Annotated in this window: 25 protein-coding genes and 1 pseudogene; 21 read left to right on the top strand and 5 right to left on the bottom strand. The window is 31.3% G+C overall.

The window, feature by feature from the left end; genetic code table 11:
• The first annotated feature begins 8 nt into the window (after window positions 1–8).
• The 4 genes from AN960_RS01265 to AN960_RS01250 all read left to right on the top strand — a co-directional run bounded on the left by AN960_RS01265 (window position 9) and on the right by AN960_RS01250 (window position 4,799).
• Window positions 9–1,457, top strand: coding sequence for a cytosine permease (locus AN960_RS01265; protein ID WP_056465694.1), 1,449 nt, complete (start codon window positions 9–11; stop codon window positions 1,455–1,457).
• 77 nt (window positions 1,458–1,534) lie between these two features.
• Window positions 1,535–1,984, top strand: coding sequence for a nucleoside deaminase (locus AN960_RS01260; RefSeq protein ID WP_056465692.1), 450 nt, complete (start codon window positions 1,535–1,537; stop codon window positions 1,982–1,984).
• Window positions 1,985–2,232: 248 nt separating this feature from the next.
• Window positions 2,233–3,483, top strand: coding sequence for a Zn-dependent hydrolase (locus tag AN960_RS01255; RefSeq protein ID WP_056465691.1), 1,251 nt, complete (start codon window positions 2,233–2,235; stop codon window positions 3,481–3,483).
• Between the two features lie 98 nt (window positions 3,484–3,581).
• Window positions 3,582–4,799 carry an MFS transporter gene (locus tag AN960_RS01250; protein ID WP_056465689.1) on the top strand — a complete coding sequence of 406 codons (1,218 nt, stop codon included), beginning with the start codon at window positions 3,582–3,584 and terminating at the stop codon, window positions 4,797–4,799.
• 227 nt (window positions 4,800–5,026) lie between these two features.
• On the opposite strand, the gene AN960_RS01245 is transcribed toward AN960_RS01250, so the two are convergent.
• The gene (locus AN960_RS01245) at window positions 5,027–5,482 is read right to left on the bottom strand and encodes a CBS domain-containing protein (RefSeq protein WP_056465687.1); all 456 of its coding nucleotides are present in this window, start codon (window positions 5,480–5,482) and stop codon (window positions 5,027–5,029) included.
• Between the two features lie 308 nt (window positions 5,483–5,790).
• On the opposite strand from AN960_RS01245, the gene AN960_RS01240 reads away from it, so the two are divergent.
• The 9 genes and pseudogenes from AN960_RS01240 (at window position 5,791) to AN960_RS01200 (ending at window position 11,012) form a co-directional block, all read left to right on the top strand.
• Window positions 5,791–6,135 (top strand): rhodanese-like domain-containing protein, encoded by a 345-nt coding sequence (locus AN960_RS01240; protein WP_082459311.1) that lies wholly within the window; start codon window positions 5,791–5,793, stop codon window positions 6,133–6,135.
• Between the two features lie 27 nt (window positions 6,136–6,162).
• Window positions 6,163–6,423 (top strand): metal-sensitive transcriptional regulator, encoded by a 261-nt coding sequence (locus tag AN960_RS01235; RefSeq protein ID WP_056465683.1) that lies wholly within the window; start codon window positions 6,163–6,165, stop codon window positions 6,421–6,423.
• 119 nt (window positions 6,424–6,542) lie between these two features.
• Window positions 6,543–7,022, top strand: a complete 480-nt coding sequence (locus tag AN960_RS01230; RefSeq protein ID WP_056465681.1) for a DsrE/DsrF/DrsH-like family protein — start codon at window positions 6,543–6,545, stop codon at window positions 7,020–7,022.
• Window positions 7,023–7,036: 14 nt separating this feature from the next.
• On the top strand, window positions 7,037–7,396 hold the full coding sequence (locus AN960_RS01225; protein ID WP_056465679.1) for a rhodanese-like domain-containing protein: 360 nt from the start codon (window positions 7,037–7,039) through the stop codon (window positions 7,394–7,396).
• 41 nt (window positions 7,397–7,437) lie between these two features.
• A complete protein-coding gene (locus tag AN960_RS01220; RefSeq protein WP_056465677.1) occupies window positions 7,438–8,010 on the top strand; it encodes a sulfurtransferase TusA family protein in 573 nt (190 codons plus the stop codon).
• Between the two features lie 69 nt (window positions 8,011–8,079).
• Window positions 8,080–9,205 (top strand): annotated as a pseudogene (locus AN960_RS01215) (MBL fold metallo-hydrolase); the annotation flags it as partial.
• A gap of 26 nt (window positions 9,206–9,231) precedes the next feature.
• Window positions 9,232–9,459, top strand: coding sequence for a sulfurtransferase TusA family protein (locus AN960_RS01210; RefSeq protein WP_056465673.1), 228 nt, complete (start codon window positions 9,232–9,234; stop codon window positions 9,457–9,459).
• A 65-nt stretch (window positions 9,460–9,524) separates the two neighbouring features.
• Window positions 9,525–10,313 carry a sulfite exporter TauE/SafE family protein gene (locus AN960_RS01205; protein WP_056465671.1) on the top strand — a complete coding sequence of 263 codons (789 nt, stop codon included), beginning with the start codon at window positions 9,525–9,527 and terminating at the stop codon, window positions 10,311–10,313.
• Window positions 10,314–10,658: 345 nt separating this feature from the next.
• Window positions 10,659–11,012 (top strand): DUF2231 domain-containing protein, encoded by a 354-nt coding sequence (locus AN960_RS01200; protein ID WP_056465668.1) that lies wholly within the window; start codon window positions 10,659–10,661, stop codon window positions 11,010–11,012.
• Between the two features lie 335 nt (window positions 11,013–11,347).
• Here AN960_RS01200 and AN960_RS01195 read toward each other — a convergent pair whose 3' ends face one another.
• On the bottom strand, window positions 11,348–12,058 hold the full coding sequence (locus tag AN960_RS01195; RefSeq protein WP_056465667.1) for a DUF421 domain-containing protein: 711 nt from the start codon (window positions 12,056–12,058) through the stop codon (window positions 11,348–11,350).
• Between the two features lie 513 nt (window positions 12,059–12,571).
• Between AN960_RS01195 and AN960_RS01190 the strand changes: the two genes are divergently transcribed.
• Genes AN960_RS01190 through AN960_RS01180 form a run of 3 tightly spaced genes read left to right on the top strand, consistent with a single transcriptional unit; the run spans window position 12,572 to window position 14,713 of the window.
• Window positions 12,572–13,003: an FMN-binding protein gene (locus AN960_RS01190; protein ID WP_056465665.1), complete on the top strand. Its 432-nt coding sequence runs from the start codon at window positions 12,572–12,574 to the stop codon at window positions 13,001–13,003.
• A complete protein-coding gene (locus tag AN960_RS01185) occupies window positions 13,003–13,908 on the top strand; it encodes an FAD:protein FMN transferase (protein WP_286131538.1) in 906 nt (301 codons plus the stop codon). Before AN960_RS01190 ends, AN960_RS01185 begins: the two co-directional genes overlap by 1 nt.
• Window positions 13,898–14,713 carry an RnfABCDGE type electron transport complex subunit D gene (locus AN960_RS01180; RefSeq protein ID WP_056465663.1) on the top strand — a complete coding sequence of 272 codons (816 nt, stop codon included), beginning with the start codon at window positions 13,898–13,900 and terminating at the stop codon, window positions 14,711–14,713. The genes AN960_RS01185 and AN960_RS01180 overlap by 11 nt, the downstream gene beginning before the upstream one ends.
• Window positions 14,714–15,350: 637 nt before the next feature.
• On the opposite strand, the gene AN960_RS01175 is transcribed toward AN960_RS01180, so the two are convergent.
• Complete coding sequence (locus AN960_RS01175; RefSeq protein WP_056465661.1) at window positions 15,351–16,148, bottom strand: Cof-type HAD-IIB family hydrolase; 798 nt, start codon at window positions 16,146–16,148, stop codon at window positions 15,351–15,353.
• Window positions 16,149–16,607: 459 nt separating this feature from the next.
• On the opposite strand from AN960_RS01175, the gene AN960_RS01170 reads away from it, so the two are divergent.
• Genes AN960_RS01170 through AN960_RS01160 form a run of 3 tightly spaced genes read left to right on the top strand, consistent with a single transcriptional unit; the run spans window position 16,608 to window position 20,329 of the window.
• A complete protein-coding gene (locus AN960_RS01170; protein ID WP_056465659.1) occupies window positions 16,608–18,107 on the top strand; it encodes a spore germination protein in 1,500 nt (499 codons plus the stop codon).
• Window positions 18,094–19,206: a Ger(x)C family spore germination protein gene (locus AN960_RS01165; protein WP_056465656.1), complete on the top strand. Its 1,113-nt coding sequence runs from the start codon at window positions 18,094–18,096 to the stop codon at window positions 19,204–19,206. The genes AN960_RS01170 and AN960_RS01165 overlap by 14 nt, the downstream gene beginning before the upstream one ends.
• A 19-nt stretch (window positions 19,207–19,225) precedes the next feature.
• Window positions 19,226–20,329 (top strand): GerAB/ArcD/ProY family transporter, encoded by a 1,104-nt coding sequence (locus tag AN960_RS01160; protein ID WP_056465654.1) that lies wholly within the window; start codon window positions 19,226–19,228, stop codon window positions 20,327–20,329.
• Between the two features lie 524 nt (window positions 20,330–20,853).
• Here the strand turns inward: AN960_RS01160 and AN960_RS01155 are convergent.
• Window positions 20,854–21,555 (bottom strand): FHA domain-containing protein, encoded by a 702-nt coding sequence (locus AN960_RS01155; RefSeq protein ID WP_056465652.1) that lies wholly within the window; start codon window positions 21,553–21,555, stop codon window positions 20,854–20,856.
• 556 nt (window positions 21,556–22,111) lie between these two features.
• Between AN960_RS01155 and nagZ the strand changes: the two genes are divergently transcribed.
• Window positions 22,112–23,755: a beta-N-acetylhexosaminidase gene (gene nagZ / locus AN960_RS01150; RefSeq protein ID WP_082459309.1), complete on the top strand. Its 1,644-nt coding sequence runs from the start codon at window positions 22,112–22,114 to the stop codon at window positions 23,753–23,755.
• A gap of 102 nt (window positions 23,756–23,857) precedes the next feature.
• On the opposite strand, the gene AN960_RS24730 is transcribed toward nagZ, so the two are convergent.
• Window positions 23,858–24,031: a hypothetical protein gene (locus tag AN960_RS24730; protein WP_172795381.1), complete on the bottom strand. Its 174-nt coding sequence runs from the start codon at window positions 24,029–24,031 to the stop codon at window positions 23,858–23,860.
• A 316-nt stretch (window positions 24,032–24,347) separates the two neighbouring features.
• Here AN960_RS24730 and AN960_RS01145 point away from each other — a divergent pair, with 316 nt between their 5' ends.
• On the top strand, window positions 24,348–24,782 hold the full coding sequence (locus AN960_RS01145) for a hypothetical protein (RefSeq protein ID WP_056465650.1): 435 nt from the start codon (window positions 24,348–24,350) through the stop codon (window positions 24,780–24,782).
• Window positions 24,783–24,867: the final 85 nt, after the last annotated feature.

The raw sequence follows: 24,867 nt of genomic DNA, 5'->3' as shown, positions 1-24,867 counted from the left end.
TGTTAATGATGGAAGAAGCTAAATTAGCAACCAGTGATCATGAAATCTATAAATCTTATGGATATTCTGAAGAACTGTTACCTAAATTGCCAAATCAAAGAGATTGGGGAATGTCCAACTATATAACCGTTTGGATGGGTGCAGTTCATAATATTATGTCATATATGACAGTAGCAGGATTTTTTGTTCTCGGCCTAAATACGAAGCAAGTTATATCAGCTGTTTTATTATCAGCGATTATCGTTGCAACATTATATTGTCTTAATGGTTATGCTGCATCCAAGTATGGCATGCCATTTACAATGTTACTTCGAGAAACGTTTGGGGAAAAAGGAGCTATAATCCCAGCATTATGTCGTGGTCTGATCGCGGGGATCGTATTTTTTGGTACGACAACTGTTGTCGGAGCGGAATCATTGAATGTCATTTTTGCAAGATTTTTCCCAAACTATATGACGATAGGTGGCGACTTTAATCTACTTGGATTAACGGTTCCAACGATGATTTCATACGTAATATTATGGACAGTTACGGTTCTGCTTTTCTTAGGTGGGATGAATGTTCTTAACAAATTTGGTAGCTGGTCTTCACCTATTGTTTACATCTTTATCATTGGTGCAGCTGTTTGGGCGATTAATATGGCTGGGGGATTTGGACCAATTTTTGATTATGTTCCAAAGCATCCAACAAGTAGCCCATTAGTATTTATTGCCTGTGTGAGTGCCTTAGTATCTAACTGGGCGGGTCCGATTGTAAATATTTCAGATTTTACCCATCGAGCGAAAAGTCCAAAGGATTTCATTATTGGACTACCATTAGGATTTATATTATCCTATATTCTTTTTGCCATCACTTGTGTTTCATTAATTGCAGGAACTGAAATTGCTTTTGGTGAACCAATTTTCAATATTGTTCATGCGATTGATAAAATTGAAAATACTTTCTCTGTGCTTGTTTTAATATTAGCATTAAACGTTGGTGCTATAGCGTTTGTTGTGTTTGCTAACCTTTTACCATCTGGTTTACAAATGACAGCGCTTTTCCCAAAAGTGTTTACAGTAAAATCAGCGGGAATTTTAACAGCTATTATTGGAACACTAATTTTACCTTGGAAGCTCGTATCTAGCCCAACGACATTATTTTACTTTTATAGCTTTATTGGTTCGATCTTCGGACCTATAACAGGTATTATGCTTTCAAACTTCTATATTCACCGAAAAAGAAAGATGAATCTAAATCATATTTATATACCAAATGGCAGTAATGGGGAATATAAGAATGGTTACAATACTAGTGCGATGATTGTTTTGGCCATTAGTTTTATCCTTCCAATGTCAGGTGCTTTTCTTAAGAATGTTCCTTTTTTAGTGAAAATGAACGAATTCGCTTTCTTTAGTGGATTAATTGTCTCGTTTATTTTATATTCGATAGTTGGAAAAAAGAACAAATTGAAATAGTTGAGTAGTATAGATTCATAGGTTGATAGGCAACAAATGACACATCTATATCCATTTATAATAGGAGGAATTTACTAATGGATTACATGAAAATGGCAGCAGAAGCAACAATCGAAGGAATGAATAATAAAGTTGGAGGACCTTTTGGCGCAACAATTGTTAGAGGCGATGAAATTATCGCAGTTGTTAGTAACACGATGATGAGAGATACTGACCCATCTGCACACGCAGAAATGGTTGCAATCAGAGAAGCTTGCAAGAAGTTAGATACGATGGACTTATCTGATTGTGAAATTTATGCAACATGTGAGCCATGCCCAATGTGTGTAGCTGCAATTATTTGGTCTGGCATTAAGAAAGTATACTATTGCAACACTTCAGAAGATGCTGATGTTCACGGCTTCTCTGATTTACATCTTCGCAAATATTTAACTGGTGAAGATAAAAGCGTTCTTGACATGATTAAAGTTGAGAAGAGAGAAGAATGTGATAATTTATTTGAACATTTTCACAAAATAAATAAATAATCTTTTTATACACTACCTGTTTAAGTAAAGCTGGCATTATGAGAGCTTTACTACTGGTTCATTTACAAAAAAAACCACGGTCCGGCTCTTTCGATATTGGAGTCGGATTTTACCATTTCAAAATTAAACTTTTCATGAGGGACATCTTGCAACCAATATCCCTTTAATAAAATGAAATTTCTATTTGTGGAGGGTTACTTCCCGTTAAGTGAAGGAAAAAAGATAAATAACAGGACAGGAGATATCTCATGGATCGTAAAGAAAGATATTTAACACTTTTTAATAAAATTAGTCAATATAACACTGGGGAAAAAGGAATTACAAGACTGGCTTATTCGAATATGGAACAAACTTGTACACACGCATTTATTCGTATGTGTAAAGCAGAAAAATTAGATATACGAATGGATCAATGTGGAAATGTTATAGCAAGAAGAGAAGGTAAAGTAGAGGGTCTAGCACCGGTTGCTATGGGGTCTCATCTAGATTCGGTATACGAAGGTGGGAAATATGACGGAGTAGTAGGCGTCATTGCGGCACTCGAAGTTATTAGTCGATTAAATGAAAAAAATATTGTGACTGATCATCCAATTGAAATTATCTCATTTGCTTGTGAAGAATCATCTCGTTTTGGGGTATCAACTGTAGGGAGTAAAGCGATGGCTGGGCTTATTGAAAAAGAGAAGTACCGTCATTTAGAAGATCGTAATGGTATTACAATGGAAAAAGCATTTGCTCACTGTGCCCTTGACTTTAATAGTATTGATGAAGCAAGTAGAGTAAATGAAGAATTTAAGGCGTTTTTTGAACTTCATGTTGAGCAGGGTCCAATATTAATCAATAATGATAAAAAAATTGGGGTTGTTACTGGAATTGCAGCACCTATTAGATTACTTGTAAAAATAAACGGAAAAGCGTCTCATTCTGGTACGACTCCAATGAATATGAGAAAAGATGCTCTTCTTGGTGCTTCTGAAATTGCATTAGAGCTTGAGAAAGTTGCAATTCATGAACAAGAACATGGTACTGTTGCTACAGTTGGTGTTTTGGATATCCATTCTGGTGCAATGAATGTAGTTCCAGGAGAAGTACTAATGAAAATCGACATTCGATCTTCCTCAGTACAATCAAGAAAGTTCGTTTTGGATCATTTATTAAAAACAATTGAAAATGTTGAAAAAAATAGAATGTTAGAAATAGAAAAGAACATTATTAGTTCTGAAGAGCCTGTCTTGCTTTCGCCTGAACTGATTGATGGTCTACAATCCATTTGTGTTAAAAAGGATCTTCCTTTTCAAGTGATGCAAAGCGGTGCAGGACATGATGCAATGAATATGACTAGACTTGCCCCAGTTGGTCTCATTTTTGTTCCATCTGAGGATGGTCTAAGCCATCATCCTGACGAATTTACTGATATTGATGATATTTTAATTGGTATCGATGTTTTAGAAGAAGCGGTTTTACATTATGCAAATGCCGATATTTCGGTTTCAAATTAATTAGATCAAACCAAATGTAGCTGAATTCGGAGTTCTTCACAAAGACAAAGACTATTATATTTGTTTTTTAGTAATACAAGTAAAAGAGGGAAAAAAACATGTCAACAAAATCTGCGTTACCGTTTTTGCTAACTTATATGTTTCTTGCAATGCTTGGGATTGGTCTTGTCATTCCAATCCTTCCTGAGCTTCTAATAGATTTTGGAGCAGGCGGAAAAGCAGCAGGATACTTAGTATCTGCCTTTGGCCTAACACAGTTTTTGTTCTCGCCAATTGCAGGCGATTTCTCGGACAAATACGGACGGAAGCCGATGATTGTCGTTGGACTATGTCTATTCGTTATTTCAAACATATTGGCCGCTACTGCAGATCATTTTTCAATTTTTCTTGTTTCAAGATTAATAGGAGGGATGGGCGCTGCTGCATTGATTCCATCCATCATGGCTTATGTCGTTGATATCACGACAGAAGAACAGAGGCCAAGAGCAATGTCATTTTTAGGTGCTTCCATGTCATCTGGTTTTATTGTTGGTCCAGGTTTAGGAGGATTACTTGCTGAGTTTGGCACGAGGACTCCTTTTTTTGCTTCTGCAACGATTGGTTCTTTAGCGGTAATTAGCTGCTTACGATTATTATCGGAATCCAAAACTGCAGAGGAACGTCTAATGCATTTAAAATCAAAAACGAAGAAAGAAAATATTTTTCGTCAACTTGCACAATCGGTTAAATCTCGTTATTTTATCTTATTGTTATTGATATTCGCACTTAGTTTCGGACTAACTCACTTTGAAGCAATCTATCCATTGTTCGTAACTCAAAGCTATGGATTTTCGACTAGAGAAATATCTATCTTGTTTATGGTTTGTTCATTGATTGGTACATTCAACCAATTAGTATTGACGAACCGTCTTTCAAAAAGGTTTGGAGAAAAGCCGATTATTAGCAGCATGCTCTTATTATCAGGCATTTCACTTGTGTGCTTGCTATTTTCGGGAAATTTCTTTTATGTAATGGTCATAACAATGTTGTATTTCACATTTAATAACATTTTACGTCCAACGATTAACACATTGCTCTCTAGAGAGGCTGGAAATGAACAAGGATTTGTAGCAGGATTAAACAATGCCTATATGAGCCTTGGCCAAATTTTTGGGCCAATACTTGCTGGTTTTTTATTCGATATACATATCAATCTTCCTTACCTGTTTGGAGCATTCGTATTACTAATAAGTAGTTTTGTTTCTTATAGGTGGATAGGGAAGAAGAGTAGAAAAATCACTCAAGATATTAGAGGAGTAAAGGATCAGGCATTATAATTGAAAAAATAGGTGAAAAAAAGGGGAGGATTTCCCCTTTTATTTTATTTGGAAATTTTGGTAGATAAGAACACAATTTTCTATGAAGAAAGTAGGGATTGAGCCTACTGAGAGGCCGCTGATGCATGTCAGTCAGCATCAACTCCTACATTTGTAATACTAACCTTCCTTTTAATGCAAAAACTATGTAAATAGATTTTTCGTTGTTTCTTTTTCTTAAATGAATGTTACATAAGTGATTTGAATGAATGCCTAATAACATCTCCACGGCTAATAATCCCGACTAAAAGTCCATTACGTTCTACTGGCAATTTTTTTATTCTTTTTTCTCCTGAAATAGCCGCAATATTCTCTATTTCTTCGTCCCATGAAACTTTGATAACCTTTTTTTTAGCGATTTCAAGAACGTTCATATTTAACAATGTTTGTATTCTATCCTCAAATTCCTCATTATCTCCTTGAACATATGCCATGTAGGCGAAAACATTAATAATACGATCCTCATGCTTTCCAATATATCTAAGTATATCACCATCACTTACATACCCTATAATTTCGTTCCGATCATTGACTACAGGAAGGCCGCTAATCCGGTTGTTAATAAATATTTCAATGATTGATCTAACCGTGTCATTTCCGTTTACTTTAAAAACATCTTCAATCATTATTTCATATGCTTTCATAAACATTCTCCTAATAAGTTTTGCTTCATTTTATAAGTTTACCTAATTTTTGCAGAATATGTTTTATTGATTTGTAAAAGCGTTTGAGAATATTGAATTGTTTCACTTCTGCACTTAATGATAAAAAAGGATAAGTAAAAAAATTCACCATTAGAATTAAAAAGGAGCGTCATGAAGTTTCATTTTTATTGTGCGATGCTTACTTTAAAAAAGATTTTTTTATGTTTAATAATAAATAATTGATTTAATACCCTACGGGGTATATAATCATTTTTGTAATATATTTTTTTTGAAAATGAGGTATCAAATTGATTGTTATTTTTACATTAATAATTGGTCTAATCATAAGAAAACTGTATATTAGGTATTTTCCAATTTGGCATATTAAATGTACAAATTTATCTTCTATTTTAAGTAAAAAATCAACTCAAATTATAGATGTAAGAGATTATAATGAATCTAATAAAATGCCTATTATTAATGCATTGAATATTCCTATCGGCTATTTAAAAAGATCATATGTAGATATTTCAATTAATGAAATTCATATTGTCGCTTCAAATAAACTTGAAAAAAATATAAGTATTCGATTTCTTAGAAAAAAAGGATTTAAAATTATAGGGTATTCATTGACTACATGTGATTGTAAGTAATATAAAATGTTAGGAAGGAGGAAATATATGAGATATGACGATAAGATGAAAAATAGAATTAAGCGAATTGAAGGACAAATACGAGGAATATTGAGGATGATAGAAGAAAATAAAGACTGTAATGAAGTCGTAACTCAATTATCAGCTGTTCGCTCAGCAGTCGATCGTACGGTTGGAGTATTAGTAAGTTCTAACTTGGTTGAATGTATGTTAGTCGCAGAAAAAAATGGGGTTAAGACGAAAGAAGTTATTACAGATGCAGTCAACATGCTAGTAAAAAGTAGATAAAAAATAATTATTGACTTTAAATTTTTTTAGCTTATATTATACCTATAGGGGTATATGGTATATTTTTTTGTTTAATTTAATACCCTTATGGGTATATAAATATTTTTGGAGGTAATCAAATGTCAGCAAAGAAAAGAACAACAATTGTATTATTCAGTGGAGATTACGATAAAGCAATGGCAGCTTATATTATTGCAAATGGAGCAGCTGCTTATGACCATGAGGTAACGATTTTCCATACCTTTTGGGGATTAAATGCTTTGCGAAAAGATGAAAATATTGCAGTAGAAAAAGGATTTATGGAAAAATTGTTCAGTAAAATGATGCCAAAAGGTGCAGATAAAATGGGACTTTCTAAAATGCATTTTTCTGGAATCGGTCCAAAGCTAATAAAAAATGTAATGAAAAAACATAATGCCCTATCTCTTCCTCAGCTAATTGAAATGGCACAAGAACAAGATGTAAAGCTTGTAGCTTGTACGATGACAATGGATTTGTTAGGGCTACAACAAAAAGAACTATTAGATCATATTGAGTATGCAGGTGTAGCAGCTTATTTGGCTGATGCAGAAGAAGGAAATGTCAATTTATTTATTTAAAAAGGGGGAGTTAGATGGAATATTTAAAATATATCATCCCAAGTCTTCTAATTGTATTGATCGTTAGAAGTTTTCTATCGGTAAAAGGAGTTAGACAAATTTCTACAACTGAGTTAAGAAAAGAATTAAATGATAAAAATAAACAATTTATCGATGTACGAACACCTGCTGAGTATCGTGCGAAAAGTATTCGTGGATTTAAAAACATACCCCTGCATGTATTAGATGAAAAACTAAATCAACTTTCAAAAGAAAAAGAAGTTGTATTGATCTGTCAAAGTGGTATGAGAAGTAGTAAGGCAAGTAAAAAGCTTAAGAAACAAGGATTTAATCAAGTTACAAATGTAAAAGGCGGCATGAGTCTTTGGAAATAAAAGATTTCATTATAATTTTATTAAATTGAGGAGATTAAACGATGAATATTAGAGTGAATATGTTATTAGATGCAAAGGGATTCGCATGTCCTATGCCAATCGTTAAGACAAAGAAAGCGATGAAAGAGCTTGAGGAAGGTTTAGTGTTAGAAATTCAGGCAACGGATAAAGGATCAAAGGCTGATTTAAAAGCATGGGCTGAAAGTGCAGGACATCAATATCTAGGTACAATTGAAGAAGGAGAAGTTCTAAAACATTATTTAAGAAAGTTATCAAGTACTGAAACAATTGAAAAACAGCATCCAATTGTTGTAACGAATGAAGAATTAGATAAGAGATTAAAAAGTAATGAAAACATGATCATTTTAGATGTAAGAGAAACAGCGGAATATGCTTTTAATCATATTCATAATGCTATTTCAATTCCATTAGGTGAACTAGAGGAAAGATTACATGAATTAAAGAAAGAAACTGAAATTTATGTTATTTGTCGAACTGGAAGTAGGAGTGATCTAGCAGCACAAAAGTTAACAGAAAATGGTTTTTCAAATGTATCGAATGTATTACCAGGTATGAGTCAGTGGACTGGTGAGACAAATTCAATCACAAACTAATTATTATTTAGACAATGAAGATTTGTTATATTTTTTTAAATTAAAATATACCGTAGGGGGTAATGAAGTGACTGTAAATACAATGACAGCAAAAGAAGTAACGAAAAAAGTTTTTAATAAGGAAGAACTATTTATTCTTGATGTGCGAAATGAAACAGATTTTCATGACTGGAAAATTGAAGGAGAGAATTTTGACCATTTAAATGTACCATATTTTGATTTACTAGATGGTGTTGAAGAAATTTTGAATAAAATTCCTTCTAATAAAAATGTTTTAGTTGTATGCGCAAAAGAAGGTTCATCAATTATGGTTGCAGATATGCTATCAGATGCAGGTTTAACTGTTTCATATTTAAAAGGTGGCATGAAAGAGTGGAGTGAGTATTTAGAGCCTGTAAAAATTGGGAACTTAAATGATGGTGGTGAAATATATCAGTTTGTTCGAATCGGTAAAGGATGTCTTTCTTATATGGTTGTCTCAAATGGAGAGGCAGCTATTATTGACTCAACAAGAATGGCTGATGTTTATCTAAATTTTGCTGAAAACAAAGGTGTAAAAATTACACATGTATTTGATACTCATCTACATGCGGATCACATCTCAGGTGGACGTGTTATTGCAGAAAAAACGAATGCAACATATTGGTTACCGCCAAAAGATGCAACAGAAGTTACATTCGAATACTCACCATTAGAAGGTGGTAACAATGTGATGATAGGTAATACATCAATTAACATCCATGCAATCTACTCACCAGGTCATACTATTGGGTCAACTTCATTTGTAGTAGATGAAAAGTTCTTATTATCTGGAGATATTTTATTCATTGATTCAATTGGACGCCCTGATTTAGCTGGTATGGCTGAAGATTGGGTTGGTGATTTAAGAGAAAGCTTATATACACGTTATAGAGAATTATCAGAGGAATTAATTGTACTTCCTGCTCACTTTATGATTATTGATGAGCTAAATGACGATGGAAGTGTTTCAGAAAAATTAGGTAATTTGTTTGCAAAAAATCACGGTTTAAACATTGCAGATGAAAATGAATTTAGAAAAATTGTAACTGAAAACTTACCACCACAACCAAATGCATATCAAGAAATTCGTGAAACGAATATGGGGAAAATTACTCCAGATGTTGAGAAACAACGTGAAATGGAAATTGGACCAAATCGTTGCGCAGTTCGATAATAATATTTTTTAGGAGGATATAGAAAATGAAAATTACAAAAGTATTAGATGCAAAAGGCTTAGCATGTCCTATGCCAATCGTAAAAACAAAAAAGGCGATTAATGTAATTGAATCTGGTGAGGTAATAGAAATTCATGCTACGGATAAAGGAGCGAAAAATGATCTTTCAGCATGGGCAAAATCTGGAGGTCATGAGTTGCTTAAATATGAAGAAGATAATGATATTTTTAAATTTTGGATTAAGAAGTGTTAATTAAAATAATTAAAAAGGCGCATAGAAAAAGGCGCCTTTCTTTCTTTATTAAGGGAGGCTAAAAAATGGAGTGGACTTTTGTTCTTTTATTATTACTCATTGGTTTTATCGGTTCTTTCATTTCGGGGATGGTTGGAATTGGAGGAGCCATAATAAACTTCCCTATGCTATTATATGTTCCGCCAATATTAGGTTTTTCACCCTTTACAGCGCATCAAGTATCAGGAATTGTTGCTATTCAAGTTTTTTTTGCTACGATTGGTAGCGTTTTAAGTTATCGTAAAAGTGGATATCTAAATAAAACAATTATTTTATATATGGGAATTAGTGTATTAGTCGGAAGTTTTATAGGAGGATTTGGATCAAACCTTCTTTCTGAAGAAGGGATTAATTTAGTTTATGGTTTTCTAGCATTGATTGCTATTGTATTGATGTTTGTACCAAAAAAGGAAATTGACATAAATATTGAAAAAGATCTGACTTTTAATAAATGGATTGCAGCTTCACTAGCATTCATTGTTGGAGGAAGTGCTGGTGTTGTTGGTGCTGGAGGAGCATTCTTATTAGTTCCAATTATGTTGACCATATTAAAAATTCCAACACGTGTAACGATTGCATCATCACTTGCGATTACGTTAATTTCATCTATAGGAGTAACGATTGGTAAGGTCACAACAGGTCAGGTAGATATAATCCCAACGATTATAGTTGTGATTGCAAGTCTTGTTGCTTCTCCTCTTGGAGCAAAAATTGGAAAAAAACTGAACGTAAAAATGTTGCAACTAATTCTTGCTATATTAATTGGGATAACAGCTTTAAAGATTTGGATTACTATTTTAGCAACATGGATTTAAATGAAAATACAAAAGGAAGATCTTCTAAATTTTAGAAGATCTTTATCATTTTATTCCATAAATGCATTAGACAACTTTTTGAAGAAACCTCCTAAATAAATATTGAATGGAGTTCTTTATGATTAAATGAACAGCCATCTATTAATGAGCAAGGTCAAAAATAAATAATTTTTTGGAATAAGTGATTCTCTCCTCCTAAAAATTGCAATAATCACTGGAATATTTTTTCGGGAAATTTAATTTATTTTTCATATTATTTTCATAATTATTGTTTACACTTTAATCAAACTCATTAAAAGTAATCGTAAAGGGAATACACAACTTTTTTAAATGGGAGGATTTCACATGATTAACGAAGTAACTTCTCATCTTCATCCTATTCTTGTTCATTTCCCAATTGCATTTATTACTTTAGCAGTTTTAAAAGATTTTTGGAGTGCATTTTTCAAGAAAGTTAACTTTCAAGCAGATCATGGTATGTGGCTTTGGATTTTTGCAGCACTTAGCGCTTGGCTTTCTGTTTCCACTGGGCCAGAAGAGATGGCTAGAGGGAATACTACTTTCTTGCATATACACGATCAATTAGCAATACTTACAAGTTGGATTGTGACAATTGTCGCAGCATTTCGGATTTATTCTACTTATTTTAAGAAAAAAGAACTATTTAATAAGCTTAAGTTTTTATATTTATTCTTTTGACTGGCTTCACTTATTCTAGTATTATCAGTAGGATATTATGGTGGGAAAATGGTTTATACTGATGGTATCAATGTTAAAGTTCATAATAAATTAGTAAATCCTCCTAAATAATATTACCTCTTACTTTTTAACGTAGTACAAAATGAATAAGAAAAACAATTGTTAATCGATTAAAATTGGTGGTAGGTATGATCAGGAACTAGTGCAAAGGCGACCTACTACTGCACCAGTTATGCTGGTTGAATATTTAAATGATGACTTTATAATATATGAGCCTAAATTGGCTCTTTTTTATTTGAACTCTATTCAATAATCGTATCAAAAAAATAAATAGCTCATTCTTGATCAATTGGAGAAGCAATCTGATCTTTGTAGGTATCGATATAAATATTTCCATTTGCTGCCAGCACAGCATATACTACTTCTTTCGTTTGAAGATTACGTTTTTTTAGCTCTTCTTGTACCCTTAATTCTGATAGATTATTTTCTCTTAAATTTTTTGAGATAATTTCCCCATCCATAATTAACTCAATAGGTAATTTACTTTCCTGTATTGTCGGTATATTTAAATCTTGTTTTGTTACGTTTCGGTATTGAGGTTTTTGTAAAAAAGATACTCTACCATTTGTTTCAACTACTACATAGAGAACTTCTTCTATGTTAAAAATTCCTTTTTCCCTTAGTTGTTGATTTAAATAGTCCAGAGAATAGCGCATTTTTCTCATATTGGCCTCTAATATTTTTCCATCTTCAACTATGACAGTTGGATTCCCTGCAAGTAAATTTCTCCCTATTCTACTTTTTAAGGAAATATAACTAACGAGTAAAATGACTATAACCAAAATTAAAAAAGCTAATACTGCATGGTGGATTTTTATATTTAAATTGAAAGCTAAATTAGCAATAATGCTTCCTATTGAAATAGCTCCAATAAAATCAAAGGTATTCATCTCAGCAATGATTTGTTTTCCTAATAGTTTAGCACCGATGAACAATATCAAGAACGCTAACATTGTTCTTGTAATAATTTCAAAATGTTCAGGCATGGGCAATTTCTCCTTTTACCATTAACCTTAATTTATTTTTAGTTATTATTAACAATAAAGTATTTATGTAATCTCGTAATTAAAGAGGATTAAATTGCTAAATAAATTGAGTTGCATAGCAAATTAGTTTGTTCAATTTAGAAGTTAAATTTAATAAAGACAATTTGCTACTTATTTAAATAAATAGCATTTATTAAAATCTTCCCAACTTGTATACAAATTTTCTGCAATTTAATAAAAAAAGTAGATAATTTTCATTAAGCTTTCACCTTTAAGGTGTAGTTTTTAATAGAAACAAAATTTAAATTGGTACCAATTTATAAAAAAGGAACTTTGAATATAAGAAAAGAGTAATCTAAATTTATCTTATTGAGCTAATAAAAACGAAACTCTCTGAAAAGAAATGTGTTCAAAAAAACTCTAAAATTTTTGATTATATATGCTAAACAATTAAAAGAATTTTAAGATTTACTTATTATAATACAAGGGATAATAAGAACTGGAGGAATATAAATGGGCAAAATGAGTAAAAAATGGGTCACTATCTGTTCAACTGCCATTGGAGCGGTTTATGCTACTGGCTATTTTACAACTGATATTCAAGATTCGAATGCAGTATCGCCAAAAACTGAACAGGTCAATGTTACTTTAAATAAAAATAATATTGTAAAAAAAAGTTTTTATAAAAATGGAACTTTTTATGGGATGGGGTCTAATCGTCGCGGATCGATTCAAATTGCCTTAAAGATAAATGAAGATAAAATTAAAGATGTAGAGATAAGTAATTATGGTATGCATTATTCTGAGGATGACATAGTGAATTTACCAAATGAAGTAGTAAATGTTCAAAGTTCACAAGTTCGGAACGTATCAGGAGCGACATATAGTACACAGGCCTTTAAAGATGCTATTCAAGATGCTCTATTAAAGGCAAGGAACATATAATGAAGAAAATCATAAGAAAAACGAAATTATTCATGGATACAGTTGTTGATATTAAGGTAGTCACGTCAAAATCGTATGATGAAACGGAAGCTTCAATTAATCGTGCATTTGGTTTTTTCCGAGAAGTTGAAAAGACATGTAGCCGATTTAGTTTGGAAAGTGAATTAATGAAGGCGTGTAAACAAACTAATACACCAGTAACTGTTAGTCCATTATTATTTGAACCATTAAAATTCGCGTTAGAGGTGGCTAAATGGACAAATGGAATATTTGATCCAACGGTTGGCCAAATAATGGAAAATGCTGGTTTCAATCAACATTATTTAACAGAAGAGTTCCTACAAAATAATACATCTGAAATAGTTACTTACTCTGATATTTTCTTAAATGAAGAAGATAAAACATTGTTATTAAAAAAGCCATTAGTGATTGATTTAGGTGCAGTTGCCAAAGGTTTTGCCATTGATCTTGCTGTAAATGAATTGAGACAATTTGAAGGATTCATTGTTAATGCAGGTGGGGATCTTTATGCAGGTGGATTAGATAATTTAGGGGATAAATGGAAAATAGGAATTCAACACCCACAAAATAAAGAAGAAATCATTCACACAATAGAAATATCTAATATGGCTATTTGTACTTCTGGAAGTTATGAACGTAAAAGTGATTTAAACCCAGGAATTCATCATATTATTAATCCAAAAAATAAAAAATCACCAACTGAGTTGATAAGTTGTAGCATCATCGCACCGTATGCAATGATGGCGGACGCATTTTCAACTACATGTTTTTTAATGGGTAGAAAAAAGGGACTAGCTCTATTAGAAGAAGTTGGATTAGAGAGCATTTTAATTTCATCCGATTTACAAATTTATCATAAAGGAGTTGATAATATTGACTATTAAAAAATGGATGAAATCACCAAAAGGATATGTGATTCTGTCCTTAATAAGTTTACTTTTAATTGCTACAATTGATTATCAAACTAGTAATGGAACAATTAACTGTTTGATTGCCGTTTTTGTGGCAACAATCACAGATATATTATGTATGTTAATTTTAAAAAGGAAAAATATTAAGCCATACGGAGCAGTTATAACTGGAATTATTGTCGCGATGATTTTAAGTACATCCACATCATGGTATGTGATTGTTTTCACTACAATCATTTCAATTTTATCAAAATATTTAATTGTTTTTAAAAGGAAACAAATATTTAATCCAGCAGTTTTTGGTCTATTAATATCTATCATTCTTTTTCATACTGAACAAAGTTGGTGGGGAGCATTTGGAGATCTTCAAGGTTGGACAAATATATTTTTATTAATCGCTGGGTATGTAGTTGTAAGTCGTGTAAATAAATTTCCAATGGTATTTTCATTTTTAGGAACCTATTTTATTCTTTTATTACTGACTGAATTTTTTAATATTGGAGATGCATCAGATGCTTTTCGTAGTCCATTTATAAATGCTTCTCTTTTCTTTGCATTTTTTATGCTCACTGATCCTCCTACATCACCAGCCAAAGACAAACAACAAGTTATTTTCGGTTTTATTTGTGCACTAATAGGAGTGACAATTTATACTTTATTTGGAGGTTTAACCTATTTATTTACAGGCTTGATGGTCGGCAATTTATTTAATTTATTGAAATCAAAACCTTCAATTCAAAAAGTCAAACAAAGGAATCAATCCTTTCATAATGTATGATTTTAGTAAAAAATGATATTTGTTAGTTATCTCATTGCAAAAAAAAAAATATCAGGGGATGTCAACCGAATCTTTTTTTTGAAATCGTCCTCAATATGCATATGATTGGCCAATAACGGGTGATATCCGAACAGGGAGCGCTATTTCTACACAAAACGCGATAAATATATATCAGAAAAATGAAAGCCAAGTTAACTATGATCAAGAGGCGTCAGCACCAGCGTTTCGTTATATAGATAAAAAAGGAACACAGCATGAAGTATGGTTTGAAGACCCTCGAAGTTTAATTGCAAAATTTCATTTAGCAAAAGAATTTAAATTAGCTGGATTGGGGTGCTGGCATATCGGGATCACGATGCCACAAACAGAAGAAATATTATTAAATGAATTTTGGATACAATAAAATTTTTATTAAATTGATGATAAGAGAAGAACTTTTCGTTCAAAAACAGTAAAAAGATTTTAGATAGTAGTAATGGAGAGTTATGGAGAACGCTAAAACGGCAAATTGAAATTTAGAAAATACTAATTTAATAAAATTCTACACCAAAGCAAAAAAGGCACAGATTTTTTTCTGAGCCTTTTTAGGATTTACGCCAATTCACTGAACTTGTTAGAATTACATTTTCAAAAAGCATTAAATCGCAAATGTTTCTTTTGATTTAAGAAGATAACGTTCGATAAATTCAGCTAATCCATCATTTTCATGATGTCCTGTTACAAAGTCAGATGCTGCTTTAACTTCTTCGCTAGCGTTCCCCATAGCGACACCTGTACCAACTTGACGAAGCATTTCAATATCATTTGGTCCGTCTCCTATAGCTACAACTTCATTTGGATTAATTCGATATGCATGAAGTATTTTTTTGATAGCAGACCATTTTGAAACACTAGGAGCAACCATTTCAAAACCGTCATTCCAATCTATGACTTCAGCTTCCTTTTTAAACAAAGCAGATAATTCAGTATTTTGTGTACCAGTTCGAACACTATATTTAAGAACATCATTATAATTAGTCTGTCTTAAGTCACCAATGTATCGTGGTGAAATTTGCCCAACCTTTGTCCAATAATCAATTTCTTCATTAGTTTCCTTACAGTAAAGTCCATTAGCTGTATGGATAATAACATTCCAAGAGTTTTCAGCAGTTAGATGATGAAGTAATCCTTCGTTCACTCTGACTGTTTCCATTTGCATCATTCTTCCTGTTTCTCCATCATGAATGGCGGCACCGTTCAAACAGATCATCGGAGTTTGTAATCCAATTTCTTTATGGTAGGGAGCGGTTACTTCATAATGTCGACCAGTTGCTAGAAAAACCATAACCCCTTGATCAATGAACTTATTAAGAGCTTCCATATTTCGACGTGAAATGTAGTTTGAGACTGTAAGGAGTGTACCATCCATATCAATAAATACTGCACGTATATTCATTTATTCTGCCCCCTCATTTGAAGTTAATCCCATCATATCACCTGAATATTAAAACCTAGTAAACTCAGTGTATAGATTTCTTGAAGAATGATGAGTAGCAGGGAACAGAACAGAATAAGTCTAATTGTATTCACATTTGATTAAAAAAAGTAATCATTAAAAGAAAAACAATTCTTTGTAATTCAACCTGAAATACTAAATTGGATTCAAATAATAATTTTATTTATTCAAAAATCTATGGGATTTAGGATTTAAAGCATAGGAAGGATGTATAAGAGATTTTATTAAAATATAAATTTAATACTTTTATTGTATATAAATTGGTAAGAACGCAAAAATAAAGTAAGAGAACAGATGGAAATTCTAGGCAGAATATATTTTAAATATATTTGGCAATGCCTCACTTATATAGAGAAATCTAAGTAAAATCAAAATAATTCAATCTATTGGGTGGTCTAAATGCGTTTAAAATCTAATGAACAAAAGTCCGAGAAAGAAACGAAGTCAATAACGTCCATCTTTCAACAGGCTGCTAAATCGAGTGATTTCTACCAATTTTCATTTTCTGAAGAGCAGGATATAACCATTAGTTACTTTAAAAGTATGGTAGATGCGGATAAAATAAATAACCTTTTACTTCCGGCATTACAAGAGCATATTAAGAAAATTAGTACAATTAATGATGTGAAGAAGTCCATTCCTTTTGAAGATGTTCAATTTACAAATGACCCACTAGATATCGAAAAAAGATTAATAAAAGGATACGTTATTCTTGAATTCAAGTATTTCAAGCGCTTTTTGACGATAAGTGTAGAAAATACAAATCTTGGTTATCGCGAGAATAATGATACAGAAAATGAATTTAGTGTTATTGGTCCAAAAGTTGGATTTGTTGAAAACCTAAGTACTAATCTTCATTTACTTCGAAAACAAATAGCAGTACCTGAGTTAGTTTTTGAGGAAATCAAAATAGGTTCAATGTCTAAAACTGAAGTAGTTATTGCATATTTGGATGGAATTACGAATCCAGAATATGTTCAAACTGTTCGTCAACGTTTAGAAGATATCGACTTCGATGTTATTTTTGATAATTCTCAAATTGATCAAATTATTTCAGATAACTCAAATACGCCTTTTCCAATTTTTTTATCTACTGAACGGACTGATCGGGTTGTATATGCAATGGTTAATGGGCAAGTTGCTATACTTTCGAATGGATCGCCTTATATTATTACTGGACCAACTACTATATTAGATTTTTTCATTTCTCCTGAAGATTATTATCTAAATTGGGTACTTGGATCGTTTTTTCGAATCATTCGCATTATAAGTGTAATTTTCTCATTGTTTGCTACACCAATATATGTAGCAATACTAACATTTCATTATGAAGTTTTACCTGATGATTTATTGCAACCCCTTATTAGTTCAAGAGCTCATGTTCCATTTCCCCCGATATGGGAAGCCATTTTTTTGGAAACTACAATTGAATTGTTAAGAGAAGCGGGAGCGCGCTTACCTACAAAAATTGGACAAACACTAGGTATTGTAGGCGGTATTGTAATCGGACAGGCATCTGTCCAAGCAGCACTAACAAGCAATATTTTACTTATCATAGTATCACTGTCTGCACTTGCTTCTTTCACAACACCTATTTTTAAAATGTCAAATGCAATTCGACTTTTGCGGTTTCCACTAATTTTGCTTTCAGCATTTATAGGCGGTTTTGGAATAATAATAGGATTTGTTCTTCTATTAGGGCATTTATTAAAACTCAAATCATTGGGAAATCCATATATGGTTCCTTTGTATCCTTTTAGAATAAAAAGCTTTAGCGATAGTTTTATTCGTTCATCCTATCAGTTTACAACGACTCGAAGTAGATTTTTAAGACCACTTTCACTAAAAAGATATAATCCTAATCAAGTTAAGGATGATCGTAATAATGAAGATGAATAGTATAAATCGAAAAAATATATGCTCTTTTTGTGCTTTTTTTCTATTATCCTTGTTCCTATCAGGTTGCTCTTTACCTCGACAAAAAATTATTGATGAAGTGCAAATTCTATCAGTATACGGTTTTGATAAGGTTGATAATCATTTTGTTGGAACCGCACTTTATTCTGATTTTACCGATGTATCAAACAAAGGGAGCTCTATCCTACAGGGGAGTGGTAAGAAATCCTTATTAATTAAACAAGCTTTAAATGAACAATCCCCAAAACCAATAGAAATTGGAAAGTTAAACCTTCTAATTTTTGGAAAAGAACTAGCTGAAAATGGAGTATCGTATTTTGTTAAGGCGGTTTGTAGGGATCCATTGATTGGAAGCAATGCACTATTGGCTGTTTCAGAAGAACCAGCAGGAGATTTGTTAATAAAAAACAAAGAGAAAGACAGCAACTATATCTATAAATTAATTGAACAAAATTTTAAGAACCAATTTGTACCGCTTCCAACTTTTCATAGTTTTTTATTTGATTACTATGGAGAAGGTAGAGATGCTTCAATACCATATATTAAGATAAATCAAAACAAGAATATTGAAGTAAGCGGGCTAGCTGTATTTAAGAAAGATAAACTTGCTCTTATCTTAAATCCAAAAGAAAGCTTACTATATAAAATATTAAGAGGAAGAGTAATTAGAGGACAAACAGAATTTAATATAAAGAAGGGGCAAAAAATTGATTCTGCAATATTAACGATTTTAAATGGGGAAGAAAAAAAATTAATTAAAACTAAAAAAGGAAAAACAAAAGTGACATTTGATATTACTCTAAATGGGATGGTAAAAGATTATCCAGTTTGGCTAGATTTAATGAAAAGAAAAAATAATCTATTTTTAAACAAGCAATTGGAAAACCAGATGAAAAAAGATTTTGAAAAACTGTTAATAACCTTTCAAAAAAATCAAGTCGATCCTATAGGTATTGGTGATTTAGTAAGAGCACATTCAAAAAAATGGAACGAAAAAGAATTTTATGAAAACGTGTATCCAGCTATTGAATATGATGTGAATGTAAAAGTAGTACTATTTCAATCTGGGATTGGTGAGTAAAAAGTGAAGGAGATCGTCTATGAGTAAACAATTAAAAGAAAGTCTGACTGTATCTCCCTTTTTTTTATTATTTCTTATTCATAGTACTCAAACAGGTGTTGGCTTGCTGAATTTTCAAAGTAATATCGTAAAAGGAGCCGGACAAGATGCATGGGTTTCGATTTTAGTAGTTGGTATCTCCTTACATATCATTATTTGGTTAATGTATTACTTGTTAAAGAAATCTAATAATGGAGATATTATGTCATTGCACCAACAATTATTTGGGAAATGGATAGGAAATTTACTAAATATATTTTTTTATCTTTACATGCTTTTAGTCATAACTACGATCATTAGATCCTATATAGCAGTTATTATTACTTGGGTTTTTCCATATTTTCCAATTTGGCTCTTATCACTTATTATGCTTTTTGTTATCACATATTTGGTCGTTGGGGGATTTAGAGTCATTACAGGAATCTGTTTTTGGGGAGTAATCATTCCTTCTATGTTATTGTTAACATTTTACTTTCCAATGAAATATGCTTATTGGACGAATTTATTACCAGTTTTTAATCATAGTATAGGTGACTATTATGTTTCAGCAAAGAATTGTATTCTGATGTACTCTGGACCAGAATTTTTGCTTATTTACTTTCCATTTATTAAAAATAATCAAAAATCTCAAAAATGGGCACATATTTCTCAAGCGTATACAATCATTTTATACTTATTTATTACATTCGTTTCATTTGCTTATTTTAGTCATGGACAACTTAGACATATAACTTGGCCAACCCTTATGATGTCAAAAATTATTCGATATCCTTTTATAGAAAGATTTGAATATGTATATATATTTTTATGGCTCTTAGTAATACTTCCTCCTTGCTGTATGGCATTGTGGGGATCGTACCGAATTTTAAAAGAATCGTTTAAATTTAAAACTAAAAAGTCGTTATGGTTCTCAATCATTATTGTTCATCTCATGGTGATCAGTGTCAAAAGTAAATTGGATGTGGAGAAAATAGGGACTTTCATGACATATGTCACTTCTAGTTTTCTTTATTTTTACATACCAATATTGTTTTTGATTGTTCTCATTTTTCAAGTCTTTAAAAAAGCTGATCAAATAAAATAGCAGAGCTAATTCATATGTGAATTGCTCTGCTATTTTATTTGCTTTTAAATATGTTTTTTAGATTTTAGAGATCAATTTGCAATATAGAAAGAATTAATGATTCGGTTTTAAATGTTAGTGTTTTGTTACCAATGTGATATTGAGTAAGAAAGCATTAAGTTATACCTTTACATGAGTACATAAATTTTTTATAGACGACTTTGATTTAATTTGATTAATGTGAAAAAGGGTGAATTGTAATGTTTTATTTATTATTAGTTGTTGGAACTATATTAGGGTGCATTCTATTTATTCTACCTGTGTATGTATGCGCAATAATTCTTTTTGTGGTTTCATTGGGTTCTTTTGTTGCAATTTATATTGAATTAACTATTTTAGAGAAAAAAGTAAGAGCCAATTTATTATAAGCTATATAATTAATAGAAAAATAAATGTTTTTAGTTAATGATTATAACTAAAAAGGAAATATAATTATTTGCAAAAAAGAGTGTAGAATTTCTAAAAAATTCTACACTCTTTTTCATTTACATATCATCTAGATCAAACATATATCCATATCGAGGAACAGAAACAATCTTATGACCGTATTTACCTAATTTCTTACGTAATCTATATAATAGGGTATTAATTTCTTCCCGTCCGACATCAGGCTGCTCAATATCTTTAGTAATTCGTTCCGGCCAAACATTTATTTTAATTTCGCTATAGCTAACTGCGCTATTGGCTCTTTGATATAACAACAAAAATAATTCTGTATCTTTACTAGTTAGATGGATTCTTACACCATCAATTAAAATTTCTCTCTTAACTACATTCACAGTTAGACCATTGAGATCGTTTATGTATTTATCTAAAACCAATGGCATATCAAGTGTGTCTCCGAGATTCTGCTCTGATAGATTATGAAAAATAAGTACAGCGGCACCACTTGCAAGACTTATACAATCGCCATCACGAAGGAAAAATGGTTTATTTTTTTCTATTAAAATATGATTTACTTGTGTTCCATGTTTACTCATGAGATCAACGATGGTGTAATTTCCTTCTTTATCGAAGCTAATTAAAGCATGTTTTCTTGAAATATATTGACTTGTAAAAGGAATATCTGGGAAATCATCCCCCCACGTACGTCCTAGCAATGTTTCATTAAAGGTAATAGGAAATCTATTCTGATTTGTGGCTATTTCTCCTTGTTTTATAGAAAGATACACGTTTTGAATACTCATGAAGTTACTCCTTTGAAAACTAATCTAGTTAAACCAAAAACGAGTATATCATATGCAACTAATTTGTAAAGATAATTGATTATTTATTGTGTCTTCTAATAAGGGAAAAAGCAGGAACTAGATTAGTAACTTTAAAAAAATAAAGAGTAATTCAAATTCATTACTAAATAAACATTAAATTAATCTGTTAGAGTTTTGTTATCAATTTGTTATTGAGTCAAAAATAAAGAAATTATACTATTGTAAGAGTAAATAATTTGTAGAGATTCATAAGTACGGAATAATTGTACTTGTTTATAGCATATAGAAAAAATAGAGATTTTTTTGTAGAGAGTTAGTGGGATTTTCTAGGCTTAGAATAGACTTTTTTCAAATAACTACAGTTAATGGTGTTGAAGTGGTGAAACTTTTTTACAACATTTCAAGAGCAAAGATTATATTTTAATTAAATCGTTAATTTGTTACATAAAATTTATAATTTAGAAACATTTATTTGCTATGATTTGATATAGGTCAATAATGACTTATACATCATATTGAATTTAGAGGTGAAAATATGAAAAGCAATATTAAAAAATTATCAATGATTGCAATTAGTAGTTTCATATTATTAACTGGTTGTATAGAAGCAAAGGCTCAGAAAAATGAAAGTGTTTCAAAAACTGACCCAATCCTTGTTGAACTAAATAAACTAACGCTTAAAGAAAAAATTGGGCAAATGATTATCGCAGGTTTTGATGGAACAACATCAAGTAATGCAGATACTCTTTTAAAAAATTATAAATTAGGCGGCGTAATACTCTTTGGAACAAATATAAAAAGTCCAAGTCAATTAGTAAATTTAACAAATGACATAAAAACATACAATAAAAATAACAAGGTACCTTTGTTTATCTCTGTTGATCAAGAAGGCGGTAGAGTAAATAGAATGCCATCAGCGGTTTTAAATACACCTTCTGCCAGAGCAATTGGAAATAAAAATAATATGCAATACGCTTATAATATAGGTAATATGATTTCAAAAGAGCTATCATCCTTTGGATTCAATACTGATTTTTCGCCAGTATTCGATATACAAAGTAATCCTAAAAATACGGTAATTGGAGATCGTTCATTTGGTACAAATGCAAGTATCGTTTCAAATATTGGTGTGGGAATGATGGATGGAATTCATAAAGGAAACACAATTCCTGTTATTAAACATTTTCCAGGTCATGGAGATACTTCAGTAGATTCTCATTTAGAACTTCCTATAGTGAATAAAGACCTATCGAGTTTAAAAAAATTTGAGTTAGTTCCATTTAATAATGCAATTAAAAATCATGCGGATATGATGATGGTAGCTCATATATTAGTAAAAAAAGTAGATTCTAAGTATCCAGCTTCTATGTCAAAAGCGGTGATAACTGACCTGTTGCGAAAACAATATGGCTATAATGGAGTTGTCATAACTGATGATATGTCAATGGGAGCTATAGCTAAACACTATAACTTAAGTAATGCAGCAGTTACCTCTATTAATGCCGGAAGTAATATTATTTTGATAGGACATGGAAATGAAAATGTTAAAACCATTTACAATAGCATATACACAGCCGTTCAAAATCACAAAATATCAGAAGACACAATAAATAAAAGTGTTTATAAGATACTTTCTTTAAAACAAAAATATAAACTTAACAATAATAAAGTTCAACCTGTAAATGTTACAAATTTAAATCAACAAATTAAGAAAGCTGTTACTTATAACAATGTAACTAGTAATAAACAGTACTTACTTTTAAAAAATATCTCAACAAAAGCAAATGAAGGAAAAATAATCAATGCAGAATTTAATGTATTGAATTCGACAATTGACTCTATAAAGGGAAAATGGGGTAAAGAAGACAGTAGTGTATATGTGGCCGCTGCTAAAGGAACATATAACACATACTCAGTGAGAAACGTAGTAGTTGGCTATCAAAAAAGCCATTTAATATTTGAATTACGCTCTTTTGATCCTCAATTAAAATCTTTAACTATTAATAATATAAAAAATTATTTTGGAACTCCTAGCTCAGAAGTTACTACCTCAAATAATGAAAAAATAGTAACTTATTCAATTGGATCAAATAAGCTTAAACTTGTTTTTCCTTTAAAGAATAAAAATTTAATTTTAGACCATTATTCAATTTATAATCCAAACAATATTAAAAACTAATTAAAGCGACAATTTATCAACTAAATATTACTTCTAAAATGTAAAGAGCTAATCGACAAGTATTCGATTAGCTCTTTTTTGTTAATTAAGGGATACTAACAATTACTGCTTACTATTTTTATTTAGCGTCTCAATATTTTTATTTCTTTCTCCGCCATCAGAAAGATCTTCTGAAAATTCATGGTCGGCTTTTTTACCTAACATAAGCTCAGATGTACGAATTGTGCTAGATGGCAAATTATTATTTGCTGCGGCTTGTTCATTCCATTTAGTCATTAATATCACCTCTTGAGGTTAGTATTAGAATTTGTTCATTTATTTATTTATTTAAAAACATATAAAGTAATGAGTTTGCTAGAGGAAATTCGGGTTTTGAAGCAGCAGCGGAACATCCTTTCTCGTAGTTGAATTTAAACGAGTGAGGAGCGTCTCAATTAGTAGAATCAGCGGAATCATGTGGTGATAGTTGAGGATCATGTTTTTTAATAATGATTGTACATCTATTTGTTAGAATACTTTACCAGTTGTCTCATATCGTTTAATAGACGGACACGTGATGAATAATAGTGTCATATGGGAGAGAGGATGCAGGATGATGAAACGATTTGCAACGTATTATCCATATGAAAAAAAATTATTAATCGAAGGTGATTTCAAACACATTCAGGAGGAAACGAAAAATCTACGTTCCAAAGAAATAGGAAAGAAAATGGTACTTGTCGGATTAGGAGTAGGTGTAGTCGGATTAATGATTCCAACTAGTAAACTTTTCCTGTATCCAGAACACATGATAATTGGGAAAGCTTACTATCATGCAATTGATTGGGTGCATCATTTTATTACGCAACATATTCACTACGTATCATCAACGAATTTCAGTTCGGGACACTATATTGCTTCGATTGATCCACACCCAACACCAAATAGTTCGTTTGCTAAAGACGGTCATTATATCTTTGAAAAAATCGATGGAAAAATGAAGAATCATTTCGAAGGTGTTAAGGATTTTCTGGAACGAAATAAATGAAGAAAAAACTCCTTGCCTTGTTGAGGAGTTTTTATGATGGTCAATTCATATGACTTAAAAATTTGTTACTTTAGTCGATCGAATA

This window comes from Bacillus sp. FJAT-25509 (assembly GCF_001420605.1).
GTDB lineage: Bacteria > Bacillota > Bacilli > Bacillales > Bacillaceae_G > Gottfriedia.
This window is presented reverse-complemented; position numbering and strand designations above follow the sequence as displayed.